The following is a 26,913-nucleotide window of genomic DNA, read 5'->3' on the forward strand; positions in this document are numbered from 1 at the left end:
CATTGCGCGCCGGGGCCGGGTGGGCGTGGGCGAAAGCCGCCCGTGCGCGGGCCGGCGCGGGTACAATCGGCTGCAACGTCCGCGCGCGTGCGCGCTCGAAGAAAGCCTCGATGAACCGATTTTCCAAGCGTTTCGGCCCGCTCGCCGCCTATCGCCCGCAACCCGTGTCCGAAGTGCTCGGTCGTACCGACGCATTCGCGGCGCTGCGCGCCGGCGTCGAGCAGATCGCGTCGCTGCAGCGCGACCTCGGCGCGTGCCTGCCCGACTATCTGGCGAATCACGTCGAACCGGGCTTCATCAAGGACGGCACCCTGACCCTCTTTGCCGCGCACAATGCGCTGGCCGCCCGGCTGCGACAAGTCGAAGTGCGGCTGCTCGGCGATCTCCAGAAGCGCGGCTGGCCCGTGACGACGCTGCGCGTGCGCGTGCGGCCAAAGGACGCGCCGGAGCCGCCGCACGTGAAGCAGGCGCGGATGACGTCGGCCGGCGCCGCCGCGCTGCGCGACCTCGCCGACCACCTCGAACCGTCGCCGCTGCAGGCTGCGCTCGCACGGATGGCGGCGCGGCACGGCGCGAAACCGCGTTGACTGCCCGGGCCGCCGGCGGCGGCCAGCCAACAAAAAAGCGACCCGAGGGTCGCTTTTTTATCGCTTGCGGTAACGAATGCCGGTCACGCGAAGGCCGTCTGCGCGTCGAACGCGAACCCCTTCGGCGCAGCCTGCGGATCGTCGAACGTCACGATCTCGTACGCGTCTTCGTGCGCGAGCAGCTCGCGCAGCAGTGCATTGTTCAGCCCGTGGCCCGACTTGTACGCGGTGTACGACGCCAGCAGCGGATGGCCGACCACGTACAGGTCGCCGATCGCATCGAGCATCTTGTGCTTCACGAACTCGTCGTCGTAGCGCAGCCCGTCGTTGTTCAGGATCCGGTACTCGTCGAGCACGATCGCGTTGTCCATGCTGCCGCCGCGGGCGAGACCCAGCTCGCGCATCATTTCGACTTCATGGGCAAAACCGAACGTGCGCGCGCGCGCGATCTCGCGCACGTACGACGTATTCGCGAAATCGACCTCCAATTCCTGGCCGGTCTTGTCGACGGCCGGGTGACGGAAGTCGATCGTGAACTTCAGCTTGAAGCCGAAATACGGATCGAGACGCGCGAACTTGTCGCCATCGCGGATTTCGACCGGCTTCTTCACCTGGATGAAGCGCTTCGGCGCGTTCTGCTCCTCGATGCCGGCGGATTGAATCAGGAACACGAAGGACGCGGCGCTGCCGTCCATGATCGGGATTTCCTCGGCCGTCACGTCGACATAGAGGTTGTCGATGCCGAGGCCGGCGCACGCCGACATCAGGTGCTCGACCGTCGACACGCGCGCGCCATCCTTCTGCAGCACCGACGCGAGCCGCGTGTCGCCAATCGACATCGCGGAGGCCGGGATATCGACGGGCGTGGGCAGGTCGACGCGCGAGAACACGATACCCGTGCCCGGCGCAGCCGGACGGAGCGTCAGTTCGACCTTGCGGCCCGAGTGGAGACCGATACCCACGGTCTTCACGATGGATTTGATGGTGCGCTGCTTCAACATGGTCTTCTTCGTCTTGATTGAAGATATCAATCAGGAGTTATATTCGATAGGCGAGATTATAGCGTAATTCCCAATTCAACGCTGTTTGAAACTGCGTATCAATCTGTTTCGTCTGTTTACCCGCGCCGATACGGGACGGGCCAATGCCCGGAACGGAGGCGTTTCCGGTCATCGGCCCGTGTTACAACTGCCCTGAGGCCGGTGAGCAGCGTTGCCGGAAGGCAACGGCGCACCGCACGATCAGGACGTCAACGTCGCGAGAACACTCGCCGCATCGCTCACTTCGAACTTGCCCGGCGCCTCGACGGCCAGCGTCTTGACCACACCGCCGTCAATCACCATCGCGTAGCGCAGGGAACGAATTCCCATGCCACGCGCGGACAAATCCTGCGTCAGCCCCAGCGCATGAGTGAAAGCCGCGCTGCCGTCCGCCATCATGCGCACCTTGCCCGCGGTGTGCAGATCACGTCCCCATGCGCCCATCACGAATGCGTCGTTGACGGACACGCACCAGATCTCGTCGACACCCGCCGCGCGCAGTTGCTCGGCGTGTTCGACGTAGCCCGGCACATGCTGCGCCGAGCAGGTCGGCGTGAACGCGCCCGGCAATCCGAAGATCACCACCCGCTTTCCCGCAACCTGGTCGCGCACGCTGTAGGCGTTCGGCCCCAGCGTGCACCCTTCGCGCGCGTCGTCGATGAACTCGAACAATTGCGCGTCGGGCAGCGCGTCGCCCACTTGAATCATGGCTGGTCCCTCATAGCGATACGGTTTTTCAGCGTGTCGCGGACAGCACGGCCCATCCCGCTCCGCTCACGCGAAGAGGGCACCTTTCCCGGCCCGGCGTCGCATCCGACGCGGCCTGTCGTGGTCCGTGGCATCCGTCACGCCGGCGTTACCGCGGCAACTTCGCCGCGGCTTCGCCTGTGTGCGTCGTCAGTCAGCCTGCTTGCGCAGGAAAGCCGGGATGTCGTACGTGTCGACCCCCTTCTCCTGCAGCGCTTGCACGTGCGATGCCGCGGTTTCGCGCGAGTTGCGCCACACCGCCGGCGTATCGAGCGCGCCGTAGTCGGCCGTGCTGACGTGTTGCGCCGGCGCATAGCCGTGCGACACCGCGCTGACCGGCTGGTTGTCCGTACCCGTGCGCAGCAGCGTCATCGGTGCCGACTGCTGCTTCTTCGCCGCACGGCCCAGACCCGTCGCCACGACCGTCACGCGCAGTGCATCGCCCATCGCGTCGTCGTACACCGCACCGAAGATCACCGTCGCATCTTCCGCCGCGTAGCTCTTGATCGTGTTCATCACTTCGCGCGTTTCCGACAGGCGCAGCGAACGGCTCGACGTGATGTTGACCAGCACGCCGCGCGCGCCCGACAGATCGACGCCTTCGAGCAGCGGGCTCGCCACGGCCTGTTCCGCCGCGAGGCGTGCGCGATCGACGCCGGCAACCGTCGCCGTGCCCATCATCGCCTTGCCCTGCTCGCCCATTACCGTCTTCACGTCTTCGAAGTCGACGTTCACGAGGCCGTCGACGTTGATGATTTCCGCGATACCCGCCACCGCGTTGTTCAACACGTCGTCCGCGCACTGGAAGCACTTGTCCATCTCGGCGTCATCGCCCATCACGTCGAACAGCTTGTCGTTCAGGACGACGATCAGCGAGTCGACGTGATCCTCCAGTTGCTGCGAGCCTGCTTCGGCGACGCGCATGCGCTTGCCGCCCTCGAACTCGAACGGCTTGCTGACGACACCGACCGTCAGAATGCCCATCTCCTTCGCGATCTGCGCGACCACCGGTGCCGCGCCCGTGCCCGTGCCACCACCCATGCCGGCCGTGATGAACACCATGTGCGCGCCGCGCAGTGCGTCGGCGATGCGCTCGCGCGCTTCTTCCGCTGCCGCACGACCCATTTCCGGCTTCGCACCGGCGCCCAGACCCGTGTTGCCGAGCTGGATCACCGACGATGCGCGCGAACGCGACAGCGCCTGCGCGTCCGTGTTCATCACGATGAAGTCGACGCCCTGCACGCCGCGGTTGATCATGTGCTGGACGGCATTGCCGCCAGCGCCGCCAACGCCGACCACCTTGATGATGGTGCCGTTGGTCTCGGTTTCCAGCATTTCGAATTCCATTGTTGCCTCCGTCAAGAGAATGACTGCTACTCGGCCGTTATTCGGCAGGAGATCGGGCAACCCCCTGTCGCGCGCCAGCCGCCGGCACCAGCGCGAATTTCGATTCGGTATTTCAGAAGTTGCTCAGGAACCATTCCTTCATCCGCGAGAACACCTGCCCCGCGTTGCCGGACTGCACGGCGACCTTGCGGCCGCGCATGCGCTGCGCACTGCCTTCGACGAGCAGCCCCATCGCCGTCGAGTAGCGCGGATTGCGCACGACGTCGGACAGGCCGCCTGCATATTCCGGCGCACCGATGCGCACCGGCTTCAGGAAAATGTCTTCGCCGAGCTCGACCATGCCCGGCATCATCGACGCGCCGCCGGTAATGACCACGCCGGAGCTCAGGAGTTCTTCGTAACCCGACTCACGCACGACCTGCTGCACGAGCGAGAACAGTTCCTCGACGCGCGGCTCGATCACGGCCGCGAGCGCCTGGCGCGACAGCGTGCGCGGGCCGCGTTCGCCGAGGCCCGGCACTTCGACCATTTCGTCCGGATCGGCGAGCGCCTGCTTCGCGATCCCGTAGCCGACCTTGATGTCTTCCGCATCCGGCGTCGGCGTGCGCAGCGCCATCGCGATGTCGCTCGTGATCTGGTCGCCGGCGATCGGGATCACCGCCGTGTGGCGGATCGCGCCTTCGGCGAAGATCGCGATGTCGGTCGTGCCGCCGCCGATGTCGACCAGCACCACGCCGAGATCCTTCTCGTCTTCGGTCAGCACCGCCAGCGACGACGCGAGCGGCTGCAGGATCAGGTCGTTCACTTCCAGCCCGCAGCGGCGCACGCACTTGACGATGTTCTGTGCGGCGCTCACCGCGCCCGTCACGATGTGCACCTTTACCTCCAGCCGGATGCCGCTCATCCCGATCGGCTCGCGCACGTCTTCCTGGCCGTCGATGATGAATTCCTGCGTGAGGATGTGCAGCACCTGCTGGTCGGTCGGGATGTTGATCGCCTTCGCGGTCTCGATCACGCGCGCGACGTCCGTCTGCGTGACTTCCTTGTCCTTGATCGCGACCATCCCGCTCGAATTGAAGCTGCGGATGTGGCTGCCCGCGATCCCCGTGAACACGTTGGTGATCTTGCAGTCGGCCATCAGCTCGGCTTCCTCGAGCGCGCGCTGAATCGATTGCACGGTGGCCTCGATGTTGACCACCACACCTTTCTTCAGACCCTTCGACTCGCTCTGGCCGAGACCGATCACCTCGTAGTGACCCTCGCCCTTCAGCTCGGCGACGATGGCCACCACCTTCGACGTGCCGATGTCGAGGGAAACCAGCAGATCCTTGTAGTCTTTGCTCATAAAGTGCTCTTGCGTGTGATCTCTCGTTACTTCTTGCGCTTGTCGGTATCGGTCAGGAACCGCATGCCTGCCGCGCGAATCGCGAATCCGTTCGGATAGCGCAGGTCCGCGTACTCGATGTCGTTGCCCCAGCGCTCCGTGACGGCCGGCCACGCGGCGACCAGGCGCTGGCTCCGGTCATGCAGCGTGTCGCTGTTGCGTTCCTTGCCCAGCTCGACCTGCATGCCGTTCGACAGCTTCACCGTCCACGCGTACCGCGCCGACAGCGTCACTTCTTCCGGCGCCGCCTTCAGCGGCGCAAACCATTTCCCGAAGTCGCGATACCGCGTGACGACTTCCTTCGCACTGCCTTCCGGGCCGTCGAACGCCGGCAGTTCCTGCTCCAGCTCGCCCTGGTTCGCGGTGAACAGCTCGCCGTCGACGCTCACCAGCTGATCGCTGCCCCAGGTCCCGAGCGGTTTGTACTCCTCGAGCGTGACAGCCAGCGCATTCGGCCACACCCGGCGCACGCTCGCGTGACGCACCCACGGCATCTGCTCGAACGCCGCGCGCGCCGTATCGAGATCGACCGTGAAGAAATTGCCCTTCAGCCGGCCGACCACGCCCGCGCGCACCGTCGGCGAGTTGATGTGCTCGGTGTCGCCGTCGATCCGGATTTCCCGCAGCGCGAACGTCGGGCGCTGGATCAGCCAGTAGCAGCCGGCCGCCGCCAACACGAGCAGCAGCAGCGCGTACAGCGCGCTGGCGGCAAGGTTGAGTTGGCGAACGTTGTTCCACATACGTCGTTCCGTTCCTGCGTCAGTCGTTGAGCGTGAGCGACAGCACCTTCACGACCAGCTCCGAATAGCCGATGCCGACCGCGCGCGCGGCCTTCGGCGGCAGCGAGTGGTCGGTCATCCCGGGGGCCGTGTTCACTTCCAGGAAATACGCATTGCCGGCCGCGTCGACCATGAAATCCGCGCGCCCCCAGTCGGTGCAGCCGAGCACGTCGAACGCGCGACGCGCGATGCGCTTCAGTTCGGCTTCCTGTTCCGCCGGCAGCCCGCACGGGATCAGGTACTGCGTATCGTCGGCGACGTACTTCGCGTGGTAGTCGTAGAACTCGCCGGCCGGCACGATCTTGATCAGCGGCAGGTCGAGATCGCCGGCGATGCACGCGGTGTATTCGCCGCCGCCTTCGATGCTCTTCTCGACGATCACGATCTTGTCGTGCGTCGCCGCTTCCGACAGTGCGGCGGGCAACGCGTCGGCCGTCTTCACCTTCAGCACCGCGACGCTCGAGCCTTCGCTCGCAGGCTTCACGAACAGCGGCAGGCCGAGCTTCGCGACGATGTCCGTCGCGCGCGCCGCGTAGTCGTCGCCGCGCATCACCGTCTCGAACGGCGGCGTCGGCACGCCCGTCTGCTGCCACACGAGCTTCGTGCGGAACTTGTCGAGGCCGAGCGCCGAGCCGAGCACGCCGCTACCCGTGTAGCGGATCCCGTAGAAATCGAGCGCACCCTGGATCTGGCCGTTCTCGCCGTAGCCGCCGTGCAGCGCGTTGAACGCGCGCACGAAGCCTTCGTCCTTCAGCGCCGACAGCGGCCGCTCGGCCGGGTCGAACGGATGCGCGTCGACGCCTGCGTCGCGCAGGCCCTGCAGCACGAGACGGCCCGAGGTGAGCGACACCTCGCGCTCGGCGGATTCGCCGCCGAACAACACCGCCACCTTGCCGAAACGTTTCGGATCGATCCCGCTCATGTCATCCCTTCTGTTGCGTGTTCTGCACGACCTTCGCCGGCACGCCGCCGATCGAACCCGCGCCCATCGTGATTACCACGTCGCCGTTCTGCGCGACCTTCGCCAATGCGTCCGGCACGTCGTCGACCGTCGCGACGAACACCGGGTCGACCTTCCCCGCCGTGCGCAGCGCACGCGACAGCGCGTCGCCGCTGGCCGTCGGGATCGCGGCCTCGCCGGCTGCGTAGACTTCCGTCAGCACCAGCGCGTCGACCGTCGACAGCACGTTGACGAAATCGTCGAAGCAGTCGCGCGTGCGCGTGTATCGGTGCGGCTGGAACGCCAGCACGAGGCGGCGGCCCGGGAACGCGCCGCGCGCGGCCGCGATCGTCGCCGCCATCTCGACCGGGTGATGACCGTAGTCGTCGATCAGCGTGTACTGGCCGCCGTCCGCGCTCGGCACGTCGCCGTAACGCTGGAAGCGCCGGCCGACGCCGTTGAATTCCGCCAGCGCCAGCTGGATCGCGTCGTCCGACACGCCGAGGTCGGTCGCGATCGCGATCGCCGCGAGCGCGTTCTGCACGTTGTGCAGGCCCGGCATGTTCAGCACCACCGCGAGCGGCGCGCGCCCTTCGCGGATCACTGTGAAATGCATCCGGCCGTCGCGCGCGTCGATGTCTTCCGCGCGCACCTGCGCATCCGGCGACAGGCCGTAGCGCACGACCGGCTTCGAGATGAACGGGATGATCTGCCGCACGTTCGGATCGTCGACGCACACGACCGCGCTGCCGTAGAACGGCAGGCGCTGCGTGAATTCGATGAACGCCTGCTTGAGCCGCGCGAAATCGTGGCCGTAGGTGTCCATGTGGTCGGCGTCGATGTTCGTGATGACTTCGATCACCGGATACAGGTTCAGGAACGACGCATCCGACTCGTCGGCCTCGGCGACGATGAAGTCGCCCGTGCCGAGCCGCGCGTTCGCGCCGGCGCTGATCAGCCGGCCGCCGATCACGAAGGTCGGGTCCAGCCCGCCCGCCGCGAGCACGCTCGCGACGAGGCTCGTCGTCGTGGTCTTGCCGTGCGTGCCGGCGATCGCGATGCCCTGCTTCAGGCGCATCAGCTCGGCCAGCATCACCGCGCGCTGCACGATCGGCACGCCCTGGTGGCGCGCGGCCAGCACTTCCGGGTTGTCCGAGCGCACGGCCGTCGACACGACGACCGCGTTCGCGCCCTCGATGTTCGCCGCGTCGTGGCCGATCGCGACCCGCGCGCCCAGCGCCTCGAGGCGATCGGTCACCGCATTGCGCGACAGGTCGGAGCCGCTGACCGCGTAGCCGAGGTTGACGAGCACTTCGGCGATGCCGCTCATGCCCGCGCCGCCGATCCCGACGAAATGAATGTGTTTGACGATGTGTTTCATTGCAATGTTTCCAGGTTCGCGCCGGCCGCCTTCGCGCACACGCGCGCGACTTCATCGGTTGCCTCGGGCTTCGCGAGCGAGCGCGAACGTTCCGCCATCGCCGCGAGCGATGCCCGCGACTGGCTGCGCAGCCAGTCGGCGAGCAGTTCCGCCGACAGGTCGCGTTGTTGCACCAGCACGGCCGCGCCCGCATCGGCGAGGAACGCGGCGTTGGTCGTCTGGTGATCGTCGACCGCGTACGGGAACGGCACGAACAGCGCCGCCACGCCCACCGCCGCGATCTCCGACACCGTCATCGCGCCCGACCGGCAGATCACCAGATCCGCCGCCGCATACGCGGCCGCCATGTCGTCGATGAACGGCACGAGCCGCACGTCTTCGCCGGCCGCGAAACCGGCCGCTTCGTAATTCGCCTTCAATGCTTCGATGTGCTTCACGCCCGCCTGGTGCACGACGCGCGGGCGCTCGCCCGGCGCCAGCAGCGCCAGCGCGCGCGGCACGACTTCGTTCAGCGCGGCGGCCCCGAGACTGCCGCCGACGACCAGCACGTTCAACGGGCCGCTGCGCGACGCATAGCGTGCTTGGGGCGGTTCCGTGTGCGCAAGTTCCGCGCGAATCGGGTTACCCGTCCATTCCGCGTGCGGCAGCGCGCCGGGGAATGCGACGAGCACGCGCTTCGCGAGTTTCGCGAGCACCTTGTTCGTCAGGCCCGCGATCGAATTCTGTTCGTGCAGCACGAGCGGACGCCCCGACAGCGCGGTCATCACGCCCGCCGGGAACGTGATGTAGCCGCCCATCCCGAGCACGACGTCCGGCCGCACGCGGCGCAGCGCGCCGAGGCTCTGCCAGCACGCGCGCAGCAGGTTGACCGGCAGCGTCAGCTTGGTCTTCAGGCCCTTGCCGCGCAGCCCGCCGAACCGCACGTACTCCATCGGAATGCCGTGCTTCGGCACGAGCGTCGCTTCCATCCCGGCCGGATTGCCGAGCCATACGACGCGCCAGCCCGCCGCCTCCATCCGGTGCGCGACCGCGAGCCCCGGGAACACGTGGCCCCCGGTGCCGCCTGCCATCACCATCAGCGTGCGTTGCGACGCGGTCATACCTTCCCTCCGCGCATCAGCACCCGGTTCTCGTAGTCCACGCGCAGCAGCACCGCGAGCGCGACGCAGTTCAGCAAAATGCCCGACCCGCCGTAGCTCACGAGCGGCAGCGTCAGCCCCTTGGTCGGCAGCAGCCCGAGGTTCACGCCCATGTTGATGAACGTCTGCGCGCCGAACCAGATGCCGATCCCCTTCGCCATTAGGCCCGCGAACGTGCGATCGAGCGCGAGCGCCTGGCGGCCGATTTCGAACGCGCGGCGCACGATCCAGTAGAACAGCAGGATCACGACCAGCACGCCGACGAAGCCGAGTTCCTCGCCGATCACCGCGAGGATGAAGTCGGTATGCGCTTCCGGCAGGTAGTTCAGCTTCTCGACACTGCCGCCGAGGCCGACGCCGAACCACTCGCCGCGGCCGAACGCGATCAGCGAGTGCGTGAGCTGGTAGGCCTTGCCCTGCGCATAGCGCTCGTCCCACGGATCGAGATACGCGAAGATCCGCTCGCGACGCCACGGCGACAGCCACACGAGCATCGTGAACGTGCCGACCGCCGTCGCGACGAGGCCGCCGAACAGCTTGCCGTTCACGCCGCCGAGGAACAGCACGCCCATCGCGATCGCGGCGACCACCATGAACGCACCCATGTCGGGCTCGAGCAGCAGCAGCGCGCCGACGAGACCGACCGCGAACGCCATCGGCAGGAAGCCCTTCGCGAAGCTCTGCATGTATTCCTGCTTGCGCACCGTGTAGTTCGCTGCGTAGATCGTCACCGCGAGCTTCATGATTTCCGACGGCTGCATGTTCGTGATGCCGAGCGGAATCCAGCGGCGCGCACCGTTCACGCCCTTGCCGACGTGCGGGATCAGCACGATCACGAGGCCGACCAGCGCGATCAGGAACAGATGCGGCGCGTATTTATCCCAGGTCGACACCGGCACGCGGAACGCGATCACCGCCGCGATGAACGCGACGGTAAGCGACACGCAGTGACGCATCAGGAACGCGTAATCGTGATACGACGCGTATTTCGGCGAATCGGGCATCGCGATCGACGCCGAGTACACCATCACGACGCCGAGCCCGAGCAGCGCGATCGCGACCCACAGCAGCGAATAGTCGAAATCGAGCATCCGCGAACGGCTCGGACGCACGCCGTTGACGACGCTCGCGAGGCCGCCCGTCGCGGCGCGCGTGGCCGATGCGACGCGGCCGCCCGCAGCATTGCCGCCGGTGTCGCGCCGGTCGTTGAAACGGGAGACGAGGCGATCGGACCAGCTCATGACGTCGCTCCTTTGTCGACGGCGACTTCATCCACCGCCGCGCGGAACACTTCCGCGCGATGGGCGTAGTTCCTGAACATGTCGAGGCTCGCGCAAGCGGGCGACAGCAGCACCGCATCGCCCGGCTCGGCCAGCTCGGCCGCCGCGCGCACCGCGCCTTCGAGCGTCGCGTGGTCGGAAAGCGGCACGCCCGTTTCGGCGAGCGTGTCGCGGATCGCCGGCGCGTCGCGGCCGATCAGCATCACCGCGCGGCACCAGCGCGCGACCGGCGCGACCAGCGGCGCGAAATCCTGCCCCTTGCCGTCGCCGCCCGCGATCAGCACGATCTTCTGCGCGAGCCCGTCGAGCGCGGCCACCGTCGCGCCGACGTTCGTGCCCTTGCTGTCGTCGACGTAGTCGACGTCGTCGATCGTCGCGATCACTTCGACGCGATGCGCTTCGCCGCGGTATTCACGCAGTGCGTGCAGCAGCGGCGCGGCCGGCAGATCGATCGCCCGCGCGAGCGCGAACGCGGCCAGCGCGTTCGCCGCGTTGTGCAGCCCGCGGATGCGCAGCGCGTCGGCTGGCATCAGGCGCTTCTGCGCGATGTCGGGCGTATGCGCGTCGCGCTTGCGCCGGCGGGTCGTCGTCGCTTCATCCGGCGCGTCGCGATCGACGGCTTCCACCAGCCATGCGATGCCGTTGTCGCGCGACAGCCCGTAGTCGCCGTCCTGCGTCGGTTCGTTCAGGCCGAACGTGACCGTGCGCGGCGCGTCGGCCGCGCCGGCTGCCGGCGCGAACTTCATCACGGCCGCGTCGTCGCGGTTCAGTACGCGCGTCGTCGTCGCGCCGAAGATCCGGCCCTTTGCCTGCGCGTACGCGTCGAAGCTGCCGTGCCAGTCGAGGTGGTCCTGCGTGATGTTGAGGATCGCGGCCGCATCGGGCGCGAACGTGCGCGCGGTCTCGAGCTGGAAGCTCGACAGTTCGAGCACCCAGACGTCGGGCAACGCGGTTTCGTCGATCGCGCTCGCGAGCCGGTCGAGCATCGCCGGGCTGATGTTGCCCGCGACCGCGACCTTCTTGCCCGAGCGCTGGCACAGCAAGCCCGTGAGGCTCGTGGTCGTGGTCTTGCCGTTGGTGCCGGTGATCGCGAGCACCTTCGGCTGGTAGCCGCTCGTGCCGAGCGCGCGCAGCGCCTGCGCGAAGAATTCCAGTTCGCCCCAGACCGCGACACCGCGCTCGTTCGCGGCCGCGACCAGCGCGGCGAGTGCGGGTTCGAGCGGCGACAGCCCGGGGCTCAGCCCGACGATCTCGACGCCGCCGTCGAGCAGCGCGGGCGTGAACGCCCCGCCGACGAACTCCGCATCGATGCCTTCGGCCTGCAGCGCGGCAAGGTTCGGCGGCGCGCCGCGGGTATCGGCAATGCGCAGCCGGCACCCGTGCCTCGCGCACCATCGCGCGATCGCGAGACCCGATTCCCCGAGCCCCAGTACGAGCACCATCGGCCGTTGCCGATCTCCAAACATCTCGCCAGACATCCTTGTTACCTTTCCTTTACCGCAGCTTGAGGGTGGTCAGACCGAACAGGCACAACATCAGGGTGATGATCCAGAAACGCACGACCACCTGCGTTTCCTTCCAGCCGGACAATTCGAAATGGTGATGCAGCGGCGCCATCTTCAGCAGGCGCCGCCCTTCGCCGTAACGCTTCTTCGTGTACTTGAACCACGACACCTGCAGCATCACCGACAGCGTTTCCGCGACGAAGATGCCGCCCATGATGAACAGCACGATTTCCTGGCGCACGATCACCGCGACCGTACCGAGCGCGCCGCCCAGCGCCAGCGCGCCGACGTCGCCCATGAACACCTGCGCGGGGTGCGTGTTGTACCAGAGGAACGCGAGCCCTGCCCCGCCCATCGCGGAACAGAAGATCAGCAGTTCGCCCGCGCCGGGGATGTGCGGGAACAACAGGTATTTCGAATAGACCGCGCTACCCATCACGTACGCGAACACGCCGAGCGACGCGCCGACCAGCACGACCGGCATGATCACGAGGCCGTCGAGGCCGTCGGTCAGGTTCACCGCGTTGCTCGCGCCGACGATCACGAAGTAGGTCAGCACGATGAAGCCCCACACGCCGAGCGGGTAGCTGATCGACTTCAGGAACGGCAGCATCAGGTCGGCACGCGCCGGCAGCCCCATCGATAGGCCGCTCCTCACCCATGCCATGAACAGGTCGAACACGCGTACGTTGTTCGCCTCGGACACGCTGAACGCGAGATAGACGGCCGCGAACAGCCCGATCACCGACTGCCAGAAATACTTCTCGCGCGACGACATCCCGCGCGGATCCTTGTGGACGACCTTGCGGTAATCGTCGACCCAGCCAATTACGCCGAAGCCGAACGTGACGAGCATCACGATCCAGATGAACCGGTTCGTCAGGTCACCCCACAGCAGCGTCGCGACCGCGATGCCGATCAGGATCAGCACGCCGCCCATCGTCGGCGTGCCGGACTTGACGAGGTGGGTCTGCGGGCCGTCCTTGCGCACGGCCTGCCCGACCTTCATTTGCGTCAGCTTGCGAATCACCCACGGTCCGCACACGAGCCCGATCCCCAGCGCGGTGATGGTGGCCATCACCGCCCGGAACGTGAGGTACGTGAACAAGCGCAAAAAGCTTGCGTCTCCTTGCAGCCATTGCGCCAGCGCCAGCAGCATGCTTCCTTCCTTCTACTCAGTGTGCGGCGGGCACGGTGCCCGTCGCGGGTTGGTTCGTCAGCGCGTCGACCACGCGCTCCATCTTCATGTACCGCGAGCCCTTCACGAGCACCGTCGCCTGCGCGCCGTAACCGGCCGCGAGCAGCGCCGACACGAGCGCGCCGACGTCGCCGAAATGGCGTGCCGTGTCGCCGTAGGCGGTGCACGCGTCGCGCGATGCGTCGCCGAGCGCGAACAGCGCGTCGATCCCGCGTTCGCGCGCGTACGCGCCGACCTCGCGGTGGAATGCCGGCCCTTCGTCGCCGACTTCGCCCATGTCGCCGATCACCAGCACGCGCGGCGCCGGATGCGCGGCGAGCACGTCGATCGCGGCACGCATCGAATCGGGGTTCGCGTTGTACGTATCGTCGACGACCGTCGCGCCCGCGAGGCTGCCGACGCTCGCCTGCTTCACCTGCAGCCGGCCCTTGACCGGTTCGAACGCTTCGAGCCCCTGCCGGATCGCCGACAGCGCGACGCCGGCGCCGAGCGCCGCGGCCGTCGCGGCCAGCGCGTTGCGCGCGTTGTGCTCGCCGAGCGCACGCAGCCGCACCGTGACGGCGCCCGCCGGCGTGTCGATCGCGAGCTCGCCGCCGTGCACGCGGCCGACCACCTGCGCGTCGTTCTGCCGTTCGGCGTCGTGCAGCGCGAAATCGAGGATCCGGTTGCCGGTCGCCGCGACGCGCCAGATGCCTGCATATGCATCGTCGGCCGGGAACACCGCGACGCCGTCCGGCGGCAGCGCATGGATCACGGCCGCGTGTTCGAGCGCGACGGCTTCGACCGTCGCCATGAATTCCTGGTGCTCGCGCTGCGCGTTGTTGACGAGCGCGACCGTCGGCGCGGTCAGACGCGCGAGGACCTCGGTTTCGCCCGGATGGTTCATGCCGATCTCGATCACCGCGAGACGATGCGCGGCCGACAGGCGCAGCAGCGTCAGCGGCAGGCCGACGTCGTTGTTCAGGTTGCCGGCCGTCGCGAGCCGCGCGTCGGCGCCAACCGCCGCCGCGAAGATCGACGCGATCATTTCCTTGACGGTCGTCTTGCCGTTGCTGCCCGTCACCGCGACCAGCGGCAGCGGGAATCGCATCCGCCAGCCGTGCGCGAGCGCGCCGAGCGCGGCACGCGTTTCGCCGCCTTCGATCATCGGCATCGCAATGTCCGCCGGCGCGTGCGCGACCAGCGCGGCGGTCGCCCCGCGCGCGGCGACGTCGCCGAGGAAGTCGTGCGCGTCGAAACGCTCGCCCTTCAGCGCGACGAACAGGTCGCCCGGGCCGACCGTGCGGCTGTCGGTCGACACGCGGTCGAACGTGACGCCCGCGTCGCCGTGGACGGTGGCGCCGGGAATCAGGCGGGCGGCTTCGCCGAGACTGAGCATCGTCATTCGGCGCCTCCCTTGCCCTGCGTCGCGCGCGCGGCGAGCGCGAGCCGCGCGTGATCCTGGTCGGAGAACGCGCGCTTCTTGCCCATGATTTCCTGCGTGGCCTCGTGGCCCTTGCCGGCCAGCACGACGACGTCCTCGCGTGCGGCGCCGCGCACGGCTTGCAGGATCGCGCTCGCGCGATCCTCGATCCGGCGAGCGCGATCGGGCGCGGTCATGCCCGCGACGACCTGGTCGATGATGCGCTGCGGATCCTCGCTGCGCGGGTTGTCGCTCGTGACGACGGTTTCATCGGCGAGCCGCTCCGCGATCGCGCCCATCAGCGGACGCTTCGTCGCATCGCGATCGCCGCCGCAGCCGAACATGCAGACGAGCCGGCCGCCACGCGCCGCGGCGATCGGGCGCAGCGCGTCGAGCGTCTTTTCGAGCGCGTCCGGCGTATGCGCGTAGTCGATCACGACGAGCGGCTCGTCGTTCTGCAGCCGGCCGCCGAGCCGCTGCATCCGACCGTTGACCGACTCGAGCCGCTCGATTTCGCCGAGGGCCGCGTCGAACGGCACGTCGGCCGCGAGCAGCGAGCCGAGTACCGCGAGCAGGTTGCTGACGTTGAACGTGCCGAGCGTGCCGACCTCGACGTCCGCGTCGCCCCACGACGAACGCAGGCGGAAAGCGGTGCCGGTCGCGGTCGCGCGCACGTCGAGCGCGATCAGCTCGCGATCGGCGTCGGGCGCCGATGCGTCGCCGATCCCGTACGCGATCGTGCGCACGCGGCCGGCCAGCTTCTCGAGCAGGCGGCGGCCCGCTGCGTCGTCGCGGTTGATCACCGCCGCGCGCAAGCCGCGCCACGCGAACAGCTTCGCCTTCGCCGCCTCGTACGCATCGAACGTGCCGTGATAGTCGAGGTGATCCTGCGTGAGGTTCGTCCACACCGCGATGTCGAACGCCGTGCCGTTCACGCGCCCCTGGTGCAGCGCGTGCGACGACACCTCCATCGCGACGGCCTGCGCGCCCGCGCCGCGCAACTGCGCGAGGCTGCGCTGAAGTTGCGGCGCGTCGGGCGTCGTGAAGCCGGTCGGCACGAGTTGGCCGGGCATCCCGCTGCCGAGCGTGCCGATCACCGCGCACGGCTGGTGCAACGCCGTCAGCGCGGTGGCGATCCATTGCGTGCACGACGTCTTGCCGTTCGTGCCGGTGACGCCGATCGCGAGCAGGCTGTCGCTCGGATCGCCGTACCAGCCGCTGGCGATCTCGCCGGCGAGCTGGTCGAGCGCCGGCACCGCGAGCGCGACGGGTACGGCCGGCGCGGCCGGTGCTGCGCTCAGCCCTTCCGGCTGATACAGCACGGCGGCCGCACCGCGTGCGACGGCGTCGGCCATGAACGCGCGGTTATCTGCCCCGTCGACCGCATACGCGACGAACACGTCGCCAGCCTTCAGGCTGCGCGTGTCGGCATGCAGTTGCGCCGCGGGGGCCACATGCTGACGCAGCCACGCGAGCGCGGCTGCGATCTGCTGATGCGCCGGATGGGAACTGCGGGCGGCGCTCATCGAACCACTCCTGGTGAATTACGTGTCGTGCTGGATACGATCATATGCTTCGCACCGCTGCCCGCGGCCAGCTTTTGCGGGCCCTTTGCGGCAGCAGATTCCGGCGAATCGTCGGACACGACGAGCTGCTTGATCGGCATGTTCGGCGGGACGTTCAGCGCACGCATCGTGTCGCCGGCGATCGCCGAGAATACGGGGCCCGACACCTGGCCGCCGAAGTGGCTGCCGGCAGTCGGCTCGTCGACCGACACCGCGATCACGACGCGCGGATTCGGCATCGGCGCCATCCCGACGAACGACGCGCGGTACTTGCGCGTGTAGCCGTGACCTTCATGTTTGTATGCGGTACCGCTCTTGCCGCCGACGCGGTAGCCCGGCACGACCGCATCCGGCGACGTGCCGCCCGGCGCGACCACCGTCTCGAGCATCGCGCGGACTTCGCGCGCGGTGGTCGGATTGAACACCTGCGTGCCCGCGATCGGCTGATTGGGGTCGGTCTTGAAAATGGTCACGGGCATCAGCTCGCCGTCGTGCGCGATCGCCGTGTACGCGCGGGCGAGCTGGAACAGCGACACCGACAGGCCATAGCCGTACGACATCGTCGCCTGCTCGATGCGGCGCCAGCTCTTCCACGGACGCAGTCGGCCGGCCACCGCGCCCGGGAACCCGACCTTCGGCGCCTGGCCGAGGCCGATGCTCGTATACATATTCCACATTTCCTCGGGCCGCATCGTCATCGCGATCTTCGTCGCGCCGATGTTGCTCGACTTCTGGATCACGCCGCCGACCGTCAGCGTGCCGAAACCCGCGTCGTCGGTGATCGGCGCGCCGTCGAGCACGAAGTGCCCGTTGCCCGTCTCGACGAGCGTGTTCGGCGTCACGCGATGCAGATCGAGCGCGAGCGACACGGTGAACGGCTTCATGATCGAGCCCGGCTCGAACACGTCGGTCATGATCCGGTTGCGCAACTGCTCGCCCGTCATGCGCGAACGGTCGTTCGGGTTGTACGTCGGGTAGTTGACGAGCGCGAGCACTTCGCCGGTCCGCACGTCGACGACCATCGCCGCGCCGGCCTTCGCCTTGAACTTCTCGACGGCGGCCTTCAGGTTCGCGTACGCGATGTACTGGATCTTGCTGTCGATCGACAGGTCGACGTCGGTGCCGTTGTGCGGCGGGATCTGCTCGGCGACATCCTCGATGATGTGCCCCATCCGGTCCTTGATCACGCGACGCATGCCGGACGTGCCGGACAACATCTTCTGGTCGCCCAGTTCGACGCCTTCCTGCCCTTCGTCCTCGACGTTCGTGAAACCGATCAGGTGAGCGGTGATCTCGCCTTCCGGATAGAAGCGCTTGTATTCGTTGCGCTGATAGATGCCGGGAATGTCGAGCGCGGCGACCTTGTCCGCGACGTCGATCGGCACCTGGCGCTTCACGTAGACGAAACCCTTGTCTTGCGACAGCTTCACGCGCAGTTCCTTCGACGTCATGCCGAGGAGCTTGCCGAGCTGGTTGACCTTGTCGGTATCGAGATCGTCGGGCACCGCGTCCGGAATCGCCCAGATCGCTCGCACCGGCAAGCTCGTCGCGAGCACGAGCCCGTTACGGTCGAGAATCTTGCCGCGCGTGGCCGGCAGTTCGAGCGTGCGCTGGTAGCGGCTTTCGCCCTGCTTCTGATAGAACGCGTTGCCGGGCCCCTGGATCCAGAACGCCCGGGCGGTCAGCGCGACGAACGCCATGAACAGCAGGAACACGACGAGCTTCGAGCGCCACATCGGCAAATGCACGCCCAGCACGGGGCTCGACGAGAACTTCACGTTCTGGCGCTTCGGGGACGGCTTCATCGCGCGCCCCCGTTGCCCTTGCCGGCCGTGTCGGCCGATGCCGCCATCGGCGCGTCGATCGCCTTCGCCGCACCCGCCGGCAGCGTCAGGTATTGCGTGCGACCGGTCGAAATCGGCTGCATTTTCAGCGAATCGTTCGCGAGCTGCTCGATGCGCGACGTCTTCGACAGCGCGCTCTGCTGATATTGAAGCTGCGCGTAGTCCTGCTGGAGCTGACGCTCCTGCGACTGCGCGCGCTGCAGCTGGATGAAGATCTGGCGTTGCTGGTTCGTCGAGTTGACGACCGACAGCGCGCAACCCATCACGATGATCAGCAGGAAGATATTGAGACGGCTCATGGCGTGACGCGCTCCGCAATGCGCATCACGGCCGAGCGGGCGCGCGGATTCGCAGCGACTTCCGCTTCGCTCGGAAACTGGCGGCTGATGATCTTGAGCGGCGGGCTCGGCAGGTCGACGGCGCGGATCGGCAGGCGACGATCGACCGCAGGCGCACTCGCGTGCGCCTGCATGAATCGCTTGACGATCCGGTCCTCGAGTGAATGAAAGCTGATGACCACCAGCCGCCCCCCTTGCTCCAGCAACGACAGTGCCGCGTCTAGTACGACTTGCAGGTCCGCAAGCTCTTGATTGACGTGAATCCGTATAGCCTGAAAGGTGCGGGTTGCCGGATCCTTGCCCTTCTCACGGGTTTTGACGACGTGACCCACGATTTGGGCAAGCTCGCCCGTGGTGTCGAGAGGCCCAAGACGGTCGGACTCTGCCCGGCGAGCAACAAGCGCCTTTGCAATCTGAAAAGCAAACCGTTCTTCCCCATAATCCCGTATCACCTCCGTCAATTCCTGCACCGAAGCCCGCGCGAGCCATTCGGCCGCCGACTCGCCGCGCGTCGGATCCATTCGCATGTCCAGCGGACCATCGGCGCGGAAACTGAAGCCGCGCGCCGGATCGTCCACCTGCGGCGAGGACACGCCCAGGTCCAGCAACACCCCCGACACCTTCTCGACGCCGCGCGCCGCAAGCGCGTCCCGCATCGATGCAAAGCTGTCATGCACGATCGAGAAGCGCGCATCCTCGATGCCCTGCGCCGTCTCGATCGCCCTCGGATCCTTGTCGAACGCGATCAGCCGCCCGCCCGACGCCAGCCGCGCGAGCACCGCGCGGCTATGGCCGCCGCGCCCGAACGTGCCGTCGACATACACGCCATCCGGCCGCGTCACGAGCGATTCGACTGCTTCGTCCAGCAGTACGGTCCGATGCTGCAATTCGTTTCCCATCGCGGGCGTCTCCGTCACCGCAATCAGAACGTGAAATTCTTCAGCGCGTCGGGCATGCCCTGCGCCATCGCCGCCTGCTCCTTCGCGTTGTAGGTCTGCGAATCCCACAGCTCGAAGTGACTACCCATTCCCAACAACATGACTTCCTTTTCCAGTCCGGCTGCCATGCGCAGCTCGGGCGATACGAGAATCCGGCCCGCGCTGTCGAGATCGACATCCATCGCATTGCCGAGAAAAATTCGCCGCCACCAGTGCGCGTCCATCGGCAGCGCGGCGATCTTGGCGCGGAACACTTCCCATTCGGGGCGCGGAAACAGCAACAGGCAGCCGTCCGGGTGCTTGGTCACAGTCACCCGTCCTTCTGCCTGTCCTTGCAGCGCTTCGCGATAGCGAGCCGGCACCGACATCCGCCCTTTCGCATCGAGCGTCAGCGCCGACGCCCCTTGGAACACTTTCCGCTCTCCCGTTCAGGGCACCGAAGCACCCGCTCAATGCTGAGAATTTAGCCGGAACAGCCGGCTAAATCACACAAAAATACACTTTCTCACACTGTCTCCCACTTTAGAGGAAGGGTGTGGCACGGTCAAGGGAGCGGCCCGCTTTTTTGACGAATTTTGTTAGTTAGAACAAGGACTTACGCGCACATGCTCATGCGACCCCTCATTCCAAAAACCGTTATAAATGAATGAGCTAGTGCAACTTGTGAAGGTGATACGTGAGAAAGACGGGCCAGACTGGCGTGCGGACGGGGCTTTCGGGGGCGGGAAAACGAGGAGTGAGCGGATGGTATCGGGGGTGGCGAACCGGGGCGGCGTCCCACGCCACCCCGGCGCAAATCTCAGAGATAGTAAGCAGTGCGCGTCATGACTTTCGACGCGGCGCGCATCAGCATCCGCGCGGGTAGCGGCAGCTCGATCCCGCCGGCGTCGGTCGCGGCCTTGCCGTGCTTCACCTCGTCGATCCGCATTTGGTCGACGATCGCGCGCGACGCGGCGTCGGTCGCCGGCAGCTCGGACATGTGACCTTCGAGATGACTCTCGACCTGCCGCTCCGTCTCGGCCATGAAGCCGAGGCTGACCTTGTCGCCGAGGGTGCCGGCCGCCACGCCGATCGCGAGCGCGCCGGCATACCACAGCGGATTCAGCAGGCTCGGGCGCGAATCGAGTTCCTTCAGGCGGTGCGCGGTCCACGCGAGATGATCCTCCTCCTCGCGCGCGGCCTCCTCGAACATCGCCTTTGCCGACGCCGTGCGCGCGGTGAGCTTCTGCGCCTGGTAGAGCGCCTGTGCGCAGACCTCGCCGACGTGATTCACGCGCATCAGCCCGGCCGCGTGCGTGCGCTCGGCGGGCGTCAGTTCGACGTCCGTCGTATCGGCCGGCACGGGCACCGGCCGGCTCATCCGGCTAATGCCGGTCAGCGATCGCAGGCCGCGATCGAATTCGCTGATCAGTTCATCCAACACCATCCTGTTCTCCTGGCTGCAGATGCCGCTGCGCGCGGCAAGGGCACGAGTCCGCTGCGTAACCGACTTGATTATTCAGCGGAAATTGCGGTTAACCCGTGATTTTAACCATTGTTGCATAAAGGAAACATGGCGGCGTTGAGCTGCAGCATTTCGCTTTGTGGCAAAAACCGGCTTTGCTACATTACGTGCGACTTCTTGCGAAGTTGATGGGGCCCGTCGACAGAACATAACTATCCGCCCCGCCAAAAAAATTCAGTGATTCTTGGAGATCCGCTAATGAAAAAGTCGCTTCTCGCGCTCGTCGCGCTGGGCGCGTTCGCTGGCGCTGCTCATGCGCAAAGCAGCGTGACGCTTTACGGCATCATCGATGAAGGCTTCCTCTTCAACAACAACGCAGGCGGCAAGCACCTGTACGGCCTCGCCAGCGGCGTGATGCAAGGCAGCCGCTTCGGCCTGCGCGGCACCGAGGACCTCGGTGGCGGCCTGAAGGCGATCTTCACCCTCGAAAACGGTTTCGACGTGAACAGCGGCCGGCTCGGTCAGGGCGGCCTGATGTTCGGTCGTCAGGCTTACGTCGGCCTGTCGAGCCCGTACGGTACGGTCACGCTGGGTCGTCAGTACGACTCCGTCGTCGACTTCGTCGGCCCGCTCGAGGCAGGCGACCAGTGGGGCGGCTACATCGCCGCTCACCCGGGCGACCTCGACAACTTCAACAACGCGTATCGCGTGAACAACGCGGTCAAGTTCACGAGCGCGAACTACGGCGGCCTCACGTTCGGCGGCCTGTACAGCTTCGGCGGCCAGGCAGGCCAGTTCTCGAAGAACCAGGTCTGGTCGCTCGGCGCAGGCTACAACAACGGCCCGCTGGTCCTCGGCGTCGGTTACTTGAACGCACGTACGCCGAACCAGTTCGGCGGCATGTTCAACAACGGCTCGGCATCGTCGTCGGTCTCGTCGCCGGTCTACGGCGCGTACGCGAACAACGCGAACACGTACCAGGTCATCGGTGCAGGCGGCGCGTACACGTTCGGCGCAGCGACGATCGGCGCGACGTACTCGAACACGAAGTTCAAGGGCTTCTCGGCAGGCCCGTTCGTGAACCAGACCGCGACGTTCAACAACGGCGAAATCAACTTCAAGTACCAGTTGACCCCGGCGTTGATCCTCGGCGCCGCGTACGACTACACGCAAGGCAGCAAGATCGACGGCAACTCGGCAGCCAAGTACCACCAGGGCTCGCTGGGCGTCGACTACTTCCTGTCGAAGCGCACGGACGTCTACGCAATCGGCGTGTACCAGCACGCATCGGGCAACGTGCTCGATTCGAACGGCAACGTCCTGAAGGCAACGGCGGCGATCAACGGTCTCGCAGGTTCGAGCACCAGCAACCAGGTCGCAGCACGCGTCGGTATCCGTCACAAGTTCTAATCAGCTTGTCTGACAAGCCGCAGCATATTGAAGGCGCCTTCGGGCGCCTTTTTCTTTGCTGGCGCGGCGGGGATGTCGATCGGTGGCCGGGCGGTGAATCGATCGGTCTGCGGGTGGCGGTAGACGCGCGTCGCGGTGCGCCGTTCCAGCCGTCAGGTAGAAACGCGAGGCTTGCGCCGCCGCTCGCACGAAACAGGCGCTTCCGGTCATTCACCCGCAGCCGCAAACAAAAAGCCCGGCACAGGCCGGGCGTTTCGTTCAACCGCATCGTTGCGTGCGTTACGCACGTCCGTCGCGCAATTCGCGCCGCAGGATCTTGCCGACGTTCGTCTTCGGCAGCTCCGTGCGGAACTCGACCAGCTTCGGCCGCTTGTACCCGGTGAGCCGCTCCTTGCAGTAGGCAAGGATGTCCTTGTCGGTCAGCGCCGGATCCTTTTTGACGACGAACAGCTTCACGGCTTCGCCGGAATGCTCGTCCGGCACGCCGACTGCCGCCACCTCGAACACGCCCGGATGCGACGCCACCACGTCCTCGACTTCGTTCGGATAGACGTTGAAGCCGGACACGAGAATCATGTCCTTCTTGCGATCGACGATCTTCACGTAGCCGCGCGCATCCATCACGCCGACGTCGCCCGTCTTGAAGAAGCCGTCCGCGAACATGACCTTCGCGGTCTCGTCCGGCCGGTTCCAGTAGCCGGCCATCACCTGCGGGCCACGGATGCAGATCTCGCCCGGCTCGCCGAGCGCGACGTCGTTGCCGGCATCGTCTCGGATCGCGACTTCGGTCGACGGCAGCGGCAAGCCGATCGTGCCGCTGTATTCGGTCGCCGTCACGGGGTTGCAGGTCGCCACCGGCGACGTTTCGGACAGCCCGTATCCTTCGATGATCGCCGTACCGGTCTTTTCATACCAGCGCTTCGCGACGCCTTCCTGGATCGCCATGCCGCCGCCGTTGGCGATCACGAGCTTCGACAGGTCGAGCTGACCGAATTCCGGATGGTTCAGCAGCGCGTTGTACAGCGTGTTGACGGCCGGAATCGTCGAGATCTGGTAGCCCTTCAACTCCTTGATCATGCCGCCGATATCGCGCGGGTTCGGGATCAGGATGCCCATCCCGCCCGTGCGCATCGTGAGGAAACCGCACACGGTCAGCGCGAACACGTGATACAGCGGCAGCGCGACAACCGTCACGAACTGTTTCACGTCCGGGTACTTGTCATGAGCCGGCTGATGCCACGCGCCGGCCTGCAGCACGTTCGACACGATGTTCCGGTGCAGCAGCGTCGCGCCCTTCGCCACGCCGGTCGTCCCGCCCGTGTACTGCAGGAACGCGACGTCGTCGGGGCCGATTTTCTGCGATTTGAAGCCCTGTCGCCCGCCCTCCGACAGCGCGGCCTTGAAGCGCGTGAACGACGGCAGTTGCCACGCAGGCACCATCTTCTTCACGTTGCGCACGACGTAATTGACGAGCCAGCCCTTGATGCCCAGCAGGTCGCCCATCGACGCGACGACCACGTGCTTGACGGCCGTATTGGCGATGACGGCCTGCAGCGTCGACGCGAAATTCTCCAGGATGACGATCGCCTCCGCACCGCTGTCCTTCAGCTGATGCTCGAGCTCACGCGGCGTATAGAGCGGGTTGACGTTGACGACGGTGTAGCCGGCGCGCAGGACCGCGGCAATCGTGACCGGGTATTGCAGCACGTTCGGCATCATGATCGCGACGCGCGCCCCGCGAGCCAGGCCGCGGGATTGCAGCCACGCGCCGAATTCGCGCGACAGCTTGTCGAGTTCACCGTACGTGATGCCCTTGCCCATGCAGACGAACGCGGTACGGTCGCGGTACTGCCGGAAGCTCTCGTCGAGCAGGTCCGGAACGGACGGATAAGGAGAAGCGTCAATTTCGGCTGGAACGCCGGGTGGGTACGATTTCAGCCAAATTTGATCCATACCGCGCGTCTCCTCACAGATTTTCGAATGGTCGTGCTAAAACGCATCGTAACGGCTCCCCCGCCCCGAGACAACAGGGTTAGATGTCCACTTCGAACTTGCATATCGATTTCGTCTGATCATACGGCGATATTCGATCAAATCCGCTCAACTTCCACAAGACAATCGTAAAACGTCGCCGAATTGCCCAGGTCTGTCAGCGCTTGGCTCGTTACCTCGTTCGCGTTCCTGCCGTCCGGCGACAGCTTCTTCCACCAGATCGACAGACCGACGACGAGCCCGGCACGCGCGCGATCGGTTACTCGCGCGAGCGCCTGCATCGATCCGCGGTCGTTGAAGATACGGACGACGTCTCCCTCCGCGATGCCGCGCGCGCGGGCGTCGGACGGATGCATGTCGAGGTGCGGCTCGCCTTCCGTCGAACGCAGGCTGTCGACGTTCACGAACGTGCTGTTCAGGAAGTGGCGGGCCGGCGGCGAAATCATCGCCAGCGGATAGCGTGCGGCAAGCTCCGGCGCGGCTTCGGCCGATTCGAACGGCGGCAGATAGTCGGGGACGGGGTCCATGCCCATCTGCTCGAGCCGCGGACTGTAGAACTCGCACTTGCCGGAGGGTGTGCGGAAACCGCCGTTCGCGAACGGCGCTTCCGGCAGCTTGAGCTTCAGCCAGCCGGCGCGCTTCAGCGTGTCCCAGTCGCTGTCGAGCACCGGATCGTCCCAGCGAAGCGCCGCACGCGCGACCTCTTCGTCGCTGTGATAGAGCGCGGGCTCGTCGAGTCCCATGCTGCGCGCGATTCCGCGAAAGATCTCCGTGTTCGGCCGCGCGTCTCCCACCGGCGGAATCGCCGGCAGGTTGGCCATCACGTAGGTATGGCCGTACGACTTATGGACATCCAGATGTTCGAGCTGCGTCGTCGCCGGCAAGACAATGTCGGCGAAATCGACCGTATCCGTCTTGAAGTGTTCGAGAACGACCGTGAACAAATCGTCACGTGCGAAGCCCGCGGCAACCTTCGACGAGTCCGGCGCGACCGCCACCGGATTCGAGTTGTACACGATCACCGCTTCGACTTTCGGCCCGAACGTCGCGTCGCCCGGGTGCAGCAGCGCATCGCCGAGCGCGTTCATGTTGATGATACGCGGCAGCTTGTGCGGCCAACCCGGCATCAGGTCCGGACGCAGCAGCGCCGCCTGATTGACGGGCGCCGATTCCGACGACGAGAGCAGCAGGCCACCCGCCCGATCGCGCCACGCCCCCGTCAATGCCGGCAGGCTTGCGATTGCGCGCACGGCATTGCCGCCGCCGCGAACGCGCTGCATGCCGTAGTTGAGGCGGATGGATGCCTTGCGGGTGGCGCCATAGCGACGCGCAAGGTCGACCAGCTCCGATGCGTCGATGCCGCAGATCTGCGCAACGCGTTCCGGCGGATAGGACAAGGCGCGCGCCTTGAGTGCGTCAAAGCCGAGTGTGTGGTCGGCGATGTAATCGTGATCGAGCAGGTTTTCGGTAATCAGCACGTACATCATGCCGAGCGCAAACGCGCCATCGGTACCGGGCTTCAGTGCAATGTGCTGATGACATTTCTCCGCGGTCAGCGAACGGTACGGGTCGATCGCGACAAGATGCGCGCCACGACGCTTCGCTTCCTGCGCGCGGGTCCAGAAGTGCAGGCTCGATGCAATCGGATTCGCGCCCCATATCAGGATCAGCTCGCTTTCCTCGAAGTGCTCGACGTGCATGCCGACACTGCCGCCGTATGTGTATCGCAGCCCCGCCGCGCCGGCCGCCGAGCAGATCGTGCGCTCCAGCCGCGACGCGCCGAGCTTGTGGAAGAAGCGCTGGGCAATGCCCTCGCCTTGCACGAACCCCATCGTCCCCGCATAGCTGTACGGCATGATTGCTTCCGGCGCGCGCTCGGCGATTTCACCGAGGCGACGCCCGATCTCGTCGAATGCCTCGCTCCAGCTGATCGGCACGAAGCGTCCCTCCCCCTTCGCGCCGACGCGCTTGAGCGGGACGGTGAGGCGATCGGGATGATGAACGCGATCCGCGTATCGGCTGACTTTCGTACACAACACACCCTGCGTCGGCGGGTGATCGGGATCGCCGGTGACCTTGATTGCCTTGCCGTTCTCGACGGTCACCCGCATTGCGCATGTGTCCGGACAATCATGCGGGCAAACGGCCCGGGCTATCTGGGTGGCGGCGTTCATCGTTTTTGAATGCAGAGATGGGGATTCGCAAATTTTACGTGGGCACGCCGAATAAAGCGTTCATTTCGCACGGATTTTGGATTATTTGACCGAAGACGGGACGCGGTAGCGGGCTGCAGGAAGCGGGTCGCGCAATCGCGCTTGTCGATACGTTGCGGGGAGCGAAGTGAGGGCTTGATCGAAGATATGATCAATAATCGGCGGAATCGCTGGAGATGGAAGCGATTGAGGCAGTTGGACGCTGCAATGGTTTGCGGCAGAGGAGCCCGGCGTACGTAGCCTCGGTAACACCTCACCACATGCTTTTTGGGGACGCCGAAATGCAAAAACCCCCGCCTGGTCGGGCGGGGGTTTCTGGCTTAAGGAGCCTGACGATTACCTACTTTCACACGGGAATCCGCACTATCATCGGCGTAGAGTCGTTTCACGGTCCTGTTCGGGATGGGAAGGGGTGGGACCGACTCGCTATGGTCATCAGG

At 66.2% G+C, this 26,913-nt stretch carries 22 protein-coding genes and 1 rRNA gene; 2 read left to right on the plus strand and 21 right to left on the minus strand.

Going from position 1 to position 26,913, the window contains the following annotated elements:
* Positions 1-110 precede the first annotated feature (110 nt).
* Complete coding sequence (locus HWX55_RS25355; protein WP_006487136.1) at positions 111-587, plus strand: DUF721 domain-containing protein; 477 nt, start codon at positions 111-113, stop codon at positions 585-587.
* 83 nt (positions 588-670) lie between these two features.
* Here HWX55_RS25355 and lpxC read toward each other — a convergent pair whose 3' ends face one another.
* The 18 genes from lpxC to coq7 all read right to left on the minus strand — a co-directional run bounded on the left by lpxC (position 671) and on the right by coq7 (position 20,840).
* Positions 671-1,588, minus strand: a complete 918-nt coding sequence (gene lpxC, locus HWX55_RS25360; protein ID WP_175977705.1) for a UDP-3-O-acyl-N-acetylglucosamine deacetylase — start codon at positions 1,586-1,588, stop codon at positions 671-673.
* Positions 1,589-1,828: 240 nt separating this feature from the next.
* On the minus strand, positions 1,829-2,335 hold the full coding sequence (locus HWX55_RS25365; protein WP_006477011.1) for a peroxiredoxin: 507 nt from the start codon (positions 2,333-2,335) through the stop codon (positions 1,829-1,831).
* A gap of 189 nt (positions 2,336-2,524) precedes the next feature.
* A complete protein-coding gene (ftsZ, locus tag HWX55_RS25370; protein WP_006487140.1) occupies positions 2,525-3,721 on the minus strand; it encodes a cell division protein FtsZ in 1,197 nt (398 codons plus the stop codon).
* Positions 3,722-3,833: 112 nt separating this feature from the next.
* Positions 3,834-5,066, minus strand: a complete 1,233-nt coding sequence (gene ftsA, locus HWX55_RS25375) for a cell division protein FtsA (RefSeq protein WP_006487138.1) — start codon at positions 5,064-5,066, stop codon at positions 3,834-3,836.
* A gap of 26 nt (positions 5,067-5,092) precedes the next feature.
* Entirely contained in the window at positions 5,093-5,845 is a 753-nt protein-coding gene (locus tag HWX55_RS25380; RefSeq protein ID WP_006477014.1) for a cell division protein FtsQ/DivIB, read from the minus strand.
* A gap of 19 nt (positions 5,846-5,864) precedes the next feature.
* Complete coding sequence (locus HWX55_RS25385; protein WP_175977706.1) at positions 5,865-6,806, minus strand: D-alanine--D-alanine ligase; 942 nt, start codon at positions 6,804-6,806, stop codon at positions 5,865-5,867.
* Between the two features lies 1 nt (position 6,807).
* Positions 6,808-8,205 (minus strand): UDP-N-acetylmuramate--L-alanine ligase, encoded by a 1,398-nt coding sequence (gene murC, locus HWX55_RS25390; protein ID WP_175977707.1) that lies wholly within the window; start codon positions 8,203-8,205, stop codon positions 6,808-6,810.
* Entirely contained in the window at positions 8,202-9,305 is a 1,104-nt protein-coding gene (gene murG / locus HWX55_RS25395) for an undecaprenyldiphospho-muramoylpentapeptide beta-N-acetylglucosaminyltransferase (RefSeq protein ID WP_175977708.1), read from the minus strand. The genes murC and murG overlap by 4 nt, the downstream gene beginning before the upstream one ends.
* Positions 9,302-10,585 carry a putative lipid II flippase FtsW gene (gene ftsW / locus HWX55_RS25400; protein WP_174386157.1) on the minus strand — a complete coding sequence of 428 codons (1,284 nt, stop codon included), beginning with the start codon at positions 10,583-10,585 and terminating at the stop codon, positions 9,302-9,304. Before ftsW ends, murG begins: the two co-directional genes overlap by 4 nt.
* Positions 10,582-12,090 (minus strand): UDP-N-acetylmuramoyl-L-alanine--D-glutamate ligase, encoded by a 1,509-nt coding sequence (gene murD, locus HWX55_RS25405; RefSeq protein ID WP_175977709.1) that lies wholly within the window; start codon positions 12,088-12,090, stop codon positions 10,582-10,584. The genes ftsW and murD overlap by 4 nt, the downstream gene beginning before the upstream one ends.
* Positions 12,091-12,118: 28 nt before the next feature.
* A complete protein-coding gene (gene mraY / locus HWX55_RS25410) occupies positions 12,119-13,288 on the minus strand; it encodes a phospho-N-acetylmuramoyl-pentapeptide-transferase (protein WP_006477019.1) in 1,170 nt (389 codons plus the stop codon).
* Between the two features lie 16 nt (positions 13,289-13,304).
* A complete protein-coding gene (murF, locus tag HWX55_RS25415) occupies positions 13,305-14,711 on the minus strand; it encodes a UDP-N-acetylmuramoyl-tripeptide--D-alanyl-D-alanine ligase (RefSeq protein WP_175977710.1) in 1,407 nt (468 codons plus the stop codon).
* The gene (locus tag HWX55_RS25420) at positions 14,708-16,255 is read right to left on the minus strand and encodes a UDP-N-acetylmuramoyl-L-alanyl-D-glutamate--2,6-diaminopimelate ligase (RefSeq protein ID WP_175977711.1); all 1,548 of its coding nucleotides are present in this window, start codon (positions 16,253-16,255) and stop codon (positions 14,708-14,710) included. The genes murF and HWX55_RS25420 overlap by 4 nt, the downstream gene beginning before the upstream one ends.
* Complete coding sequence (locus HWX55_RS25425) at positions 16,252-18,099, minus strand: penicillin-binding protein 2 (protein ID WP_175977712.1); 1,848 nt, start codon at positions 18,097-18,099, stop codon at positions 16,252-16,254. The genes HWX55_RS25420 and HWX55_RS25425 overlap by 4 nt, the downstream gene beginning before the upstream one ends.
* On the minus strand, positions 18,096-18,437 hold the full coding sequence (gene ftsL, locus HWX55_RS25430) for a cell division protein FtsL (RefSeq protein ID WP_089488145.1): 342 nt from the start codon (positions 18,435-18,437) through the stop codon (positions 18,096-18,098). Before ftsL ends, HWX55_RS25425 begins: the two co-directional genes overlap by 4 nt.
* Positions 18,434-19,375 (minus strand): 16S rRNA (cytosine(1402)-N(4))-methyltransferase RsmH, encoded by a 942-nt coding sequence (gene rsmH, locus HWX55_RS25435; protein WP_175977713.1) that lies wholly within the window; start codon positions 19,373-19,375, stop codon positions 18,434-18,436. Before rsmH ends, ftsL begins: the two co-directional genes overlap by 4 nt.
* Positions 19,376-19,398: 23 nt before the next feature.
* Positions 19,399-19,827 carry a division/cell wall cluster transcriptional repressor MraZ gene (mraZ, locus tag HWX55_RS25440; RefSeq protein WP_006487094.1) on the minus strand — a complete coding sequence of 143 codons (429 nt, stop codon included), beginning with the start codon at positions 19,825-19,827 and terminating at the stop codon, positions 19,399-19,401.
* A 386-nt stretch (positions 19,828-20,213) separates the two neighbouring features.
* Positions 20,214-20,840 (minus strand): 2-polyprenyl-3-methyl-6-methoxy-1,4-benzoquinone monooxygenase, encoded by a 627-nt coding sequence (gene coq7, locus HWX55_RS25445; RefSeq protein WP_069616833.1) that lies wholly within the window; start codon positions 20,838-20,840, stop codon positions 20,214-20,216.
* 276 nt (positions 20,841-21,116) lie between these two features.
* On the opposite strand from coq7, the gene HWX55_RS25450 reads away from it, so the two are divergent.
* The gene (locus tag HWX55_RS25450; RefSeq protein WP_175977714.1) at positions 21,117-22,268 is read left to right on the plus strand and encodes a porin; all 1,152 of its coding nucleotides are present in this window, start codon (positions 21,117-21,119) and stop codon (positions 22,266-22,268) included.
* Between the two features lie 279 nt (positions 22,269-22,547).
* On the opposite strand, the gene HWX55_RS25455 is transcribed toward HWX55_RS25450, so the two are convergent.
* The 3 genes from HWX55_RS25455 to rrf form a co-directional block, all read right to left on the minus strand.
* On the minus strand, positions 22,548-24,221 hold the full coding sequence (locus tag HWX55_RS25455) for a long-chain fatty acid--CoA ligase (RefSeq protein WP_050013913.1): 1,674 nt from the start codon (positions 24,219-24,221) through the stop codon (positions 22,548-22,550).
* A 137-nt stretch (positions 24,222-24,358) separates the two neighbouring features.
* The gene (locus HWX55_RS25460) at positions 24,359-26,434 is read right to left on the minus strand and encodes a molybdopterin oxidoreductase family protein (RefSeq protein WP_175977715.1); all 2,076 of its coding nucleotides are present in this window, start codon (positions 26,432-26,434) and stop codon (positions 24,359-24,361) included.
* A gap of 366 nt (positions 26,435-26,800) precedes the next feature.
* A 5S ribosomal RNA gene (gene rrf, locus HWX55_RS25465) occupies positions 26,801-26,913 on the minus strand.

It is taken from the genome of Burkholderia sp. BCC1047, assembly GCF_902833155.1.
Classification (GTDB): Bacteria; Pseudomonadota; Gammaproteobacteria; order Burkholderiales; family Burkholderiaceae; genus Burkholderia; species Burkholderia sola.

What these genes read in the sequence shown, in the direction of transcription:
- murG (WP_175977708.1), bottom strand. Translation starts at nt 9,305, where the DNA reads ATGACCGCGTCGCAACGCACGCTGATGGTGATGGCAGGCGGCACCGGG.
- ftsW (WP_174386157.1), bottom strand. Translation starts at nt 10,585, where the DNA reads ATGAGCTGGTCCGATCGCCTCGTCTCCCGTTTCAACGACCGGCGCGAC.
- coq7 (WP_069616833.1), bottom strand. Translation starts at nt 20,840, where the DNA reads ATGGTGTTGGATGAACTGATCAGCGAATTCGATCGCGGCCTGCGATCG.
- rsmH (WP_175977713.1), bottom strand. Translation starts at nt 19,375, where the DNA reads ATGGGAAACGAATTGCAGCATCGGACCGTACTGCTGGACGAAGCAGTC.
- lpxC (WP_175977705.1), bottom strand. Translation starts at nt 1,588, where the DNA reads ATGTTGAAGCAGCGCACCATCAAATCCATCGTGAAGACCGTGGGTATC.
- HWX55_RS25420 (WP_175977711.1), bottom strand. Translation starts at nt 16,255, where the DNA reads ATGAGCGCCGCCCGCAGTTCCCATCCGGCGCATCAGCAGATCGCAGCC.
- murD (WP_175977709.1), bottom strand. Translation starts at nt 12,090, where the DNA reads ATGTTTGGAGATCGGCAACGGCCGATGGTGCTCGTACTGGGGCTCGGG.
- ftsA (WP_006487138.1), bottom strand. Translation starts at nt 5,066, where the DNA reads ATGAGCAAAGACTACAAGGATCTGCTGGTTTCCCTCGACATCGGCACG.
- ftsL (WP_089488145.1), bottom strand. Translation starts at nt 18,437, where the DNA reads ATGAGCCGTCTCAATATCTTCCTGCTGATCATCGTGATGGGTTGCGCG.
- murF (WP_175977710.1), bottom strand. Translation starts at nt 14,711, where the DNA reads ATGACGATGCTCAGTCTCGGCGAAGCCGCCCGCCTGATTCCCGGCGCC.
- HWX55_RS25365 (WP_006477011.1), bottom strand. Translation starts at nt 2,335, where the DNA reads ATGATTCAAGTGGGCGACGCGCTGCCCGACGCGCAATTGTTCGAGTTC.
- HWX55_RS25425 (WP_175977712.1), bottom strand. Translation starts at nt 18,099, where the DNA reads ATGAAGCCGTCCCCGAAGCGCCAGAACGTGAAGTTCTCGTCGAGCCCC.
- HWX55_RS25450 (WP_175977714.1), top strand. Translation starts at nt 21,117, where the DNA reads ATGAAAAAGTCGCTTCTCGCGCTCGTCGCGCTGGGCGCGTTCGCTGGC.
- mraY (WP_006477019.1), bottom strand. Translation starts at nt 13,288, where the DNA reads ATGCTGCTGGCGCTGGCGCAATGGCTGCAAGGAGACGCAAGCTTTTTG.
- ftsZ (WP_006487140.1), bottom strand. Translation starts at nt 3,721, where the DNA reads ATGGAATTCGAAATGCTGGAAACCGAGACCAACGGCACCATCATCAAG.
- HWX55_RS25355 (WP_006487136.1), top strand. Translation starts at nt 111, where the DNA reads ATGAACCGATTTTCCAAGCGTTTCGGCCCGCTCGCCGCCTATCGCCCG.
- HWX55_RS25380 (WP_006477014.1), bottom strand. Translation starts at nt 5,845, where the DNA reads ATGTGGAACAACGTTCGCCAACTCAACCTTGCCGCCAGCGCGCTGTAC.
- murC (WP_175977707.1), bottom strand. Translation starts at nt 8,205, where the DNA reads ATGAAACACATCGTCAAACACATTCATTTCGTCGGGATCGGCGGCGCG.
- HWX55_RS25455 (WP_050013913.1), bottom strand. Translation starts at nt 24,221, where the DNA reads ATGGATCAAATTTGGCTGAAATCGTACCCACCCGGCGTTCCAGCCGAA.
- HWX55_RS25460 (WP_175977715.1), bottom strand. Translation starts at nt 26,434, where the DNA reads ATGAACGCCGCCACCCAGATAGCCCGGGCCGTTTGCCCGCATGATTGT.
- HWX55_RS25385 (WP_175977706.1), bottom strand. Translation starts at nt 6,806, where the DNA reads ATGAGCGGGATCGATCCGAAACGTTTCGGCAAGGTGGCGGTGTTGTTC.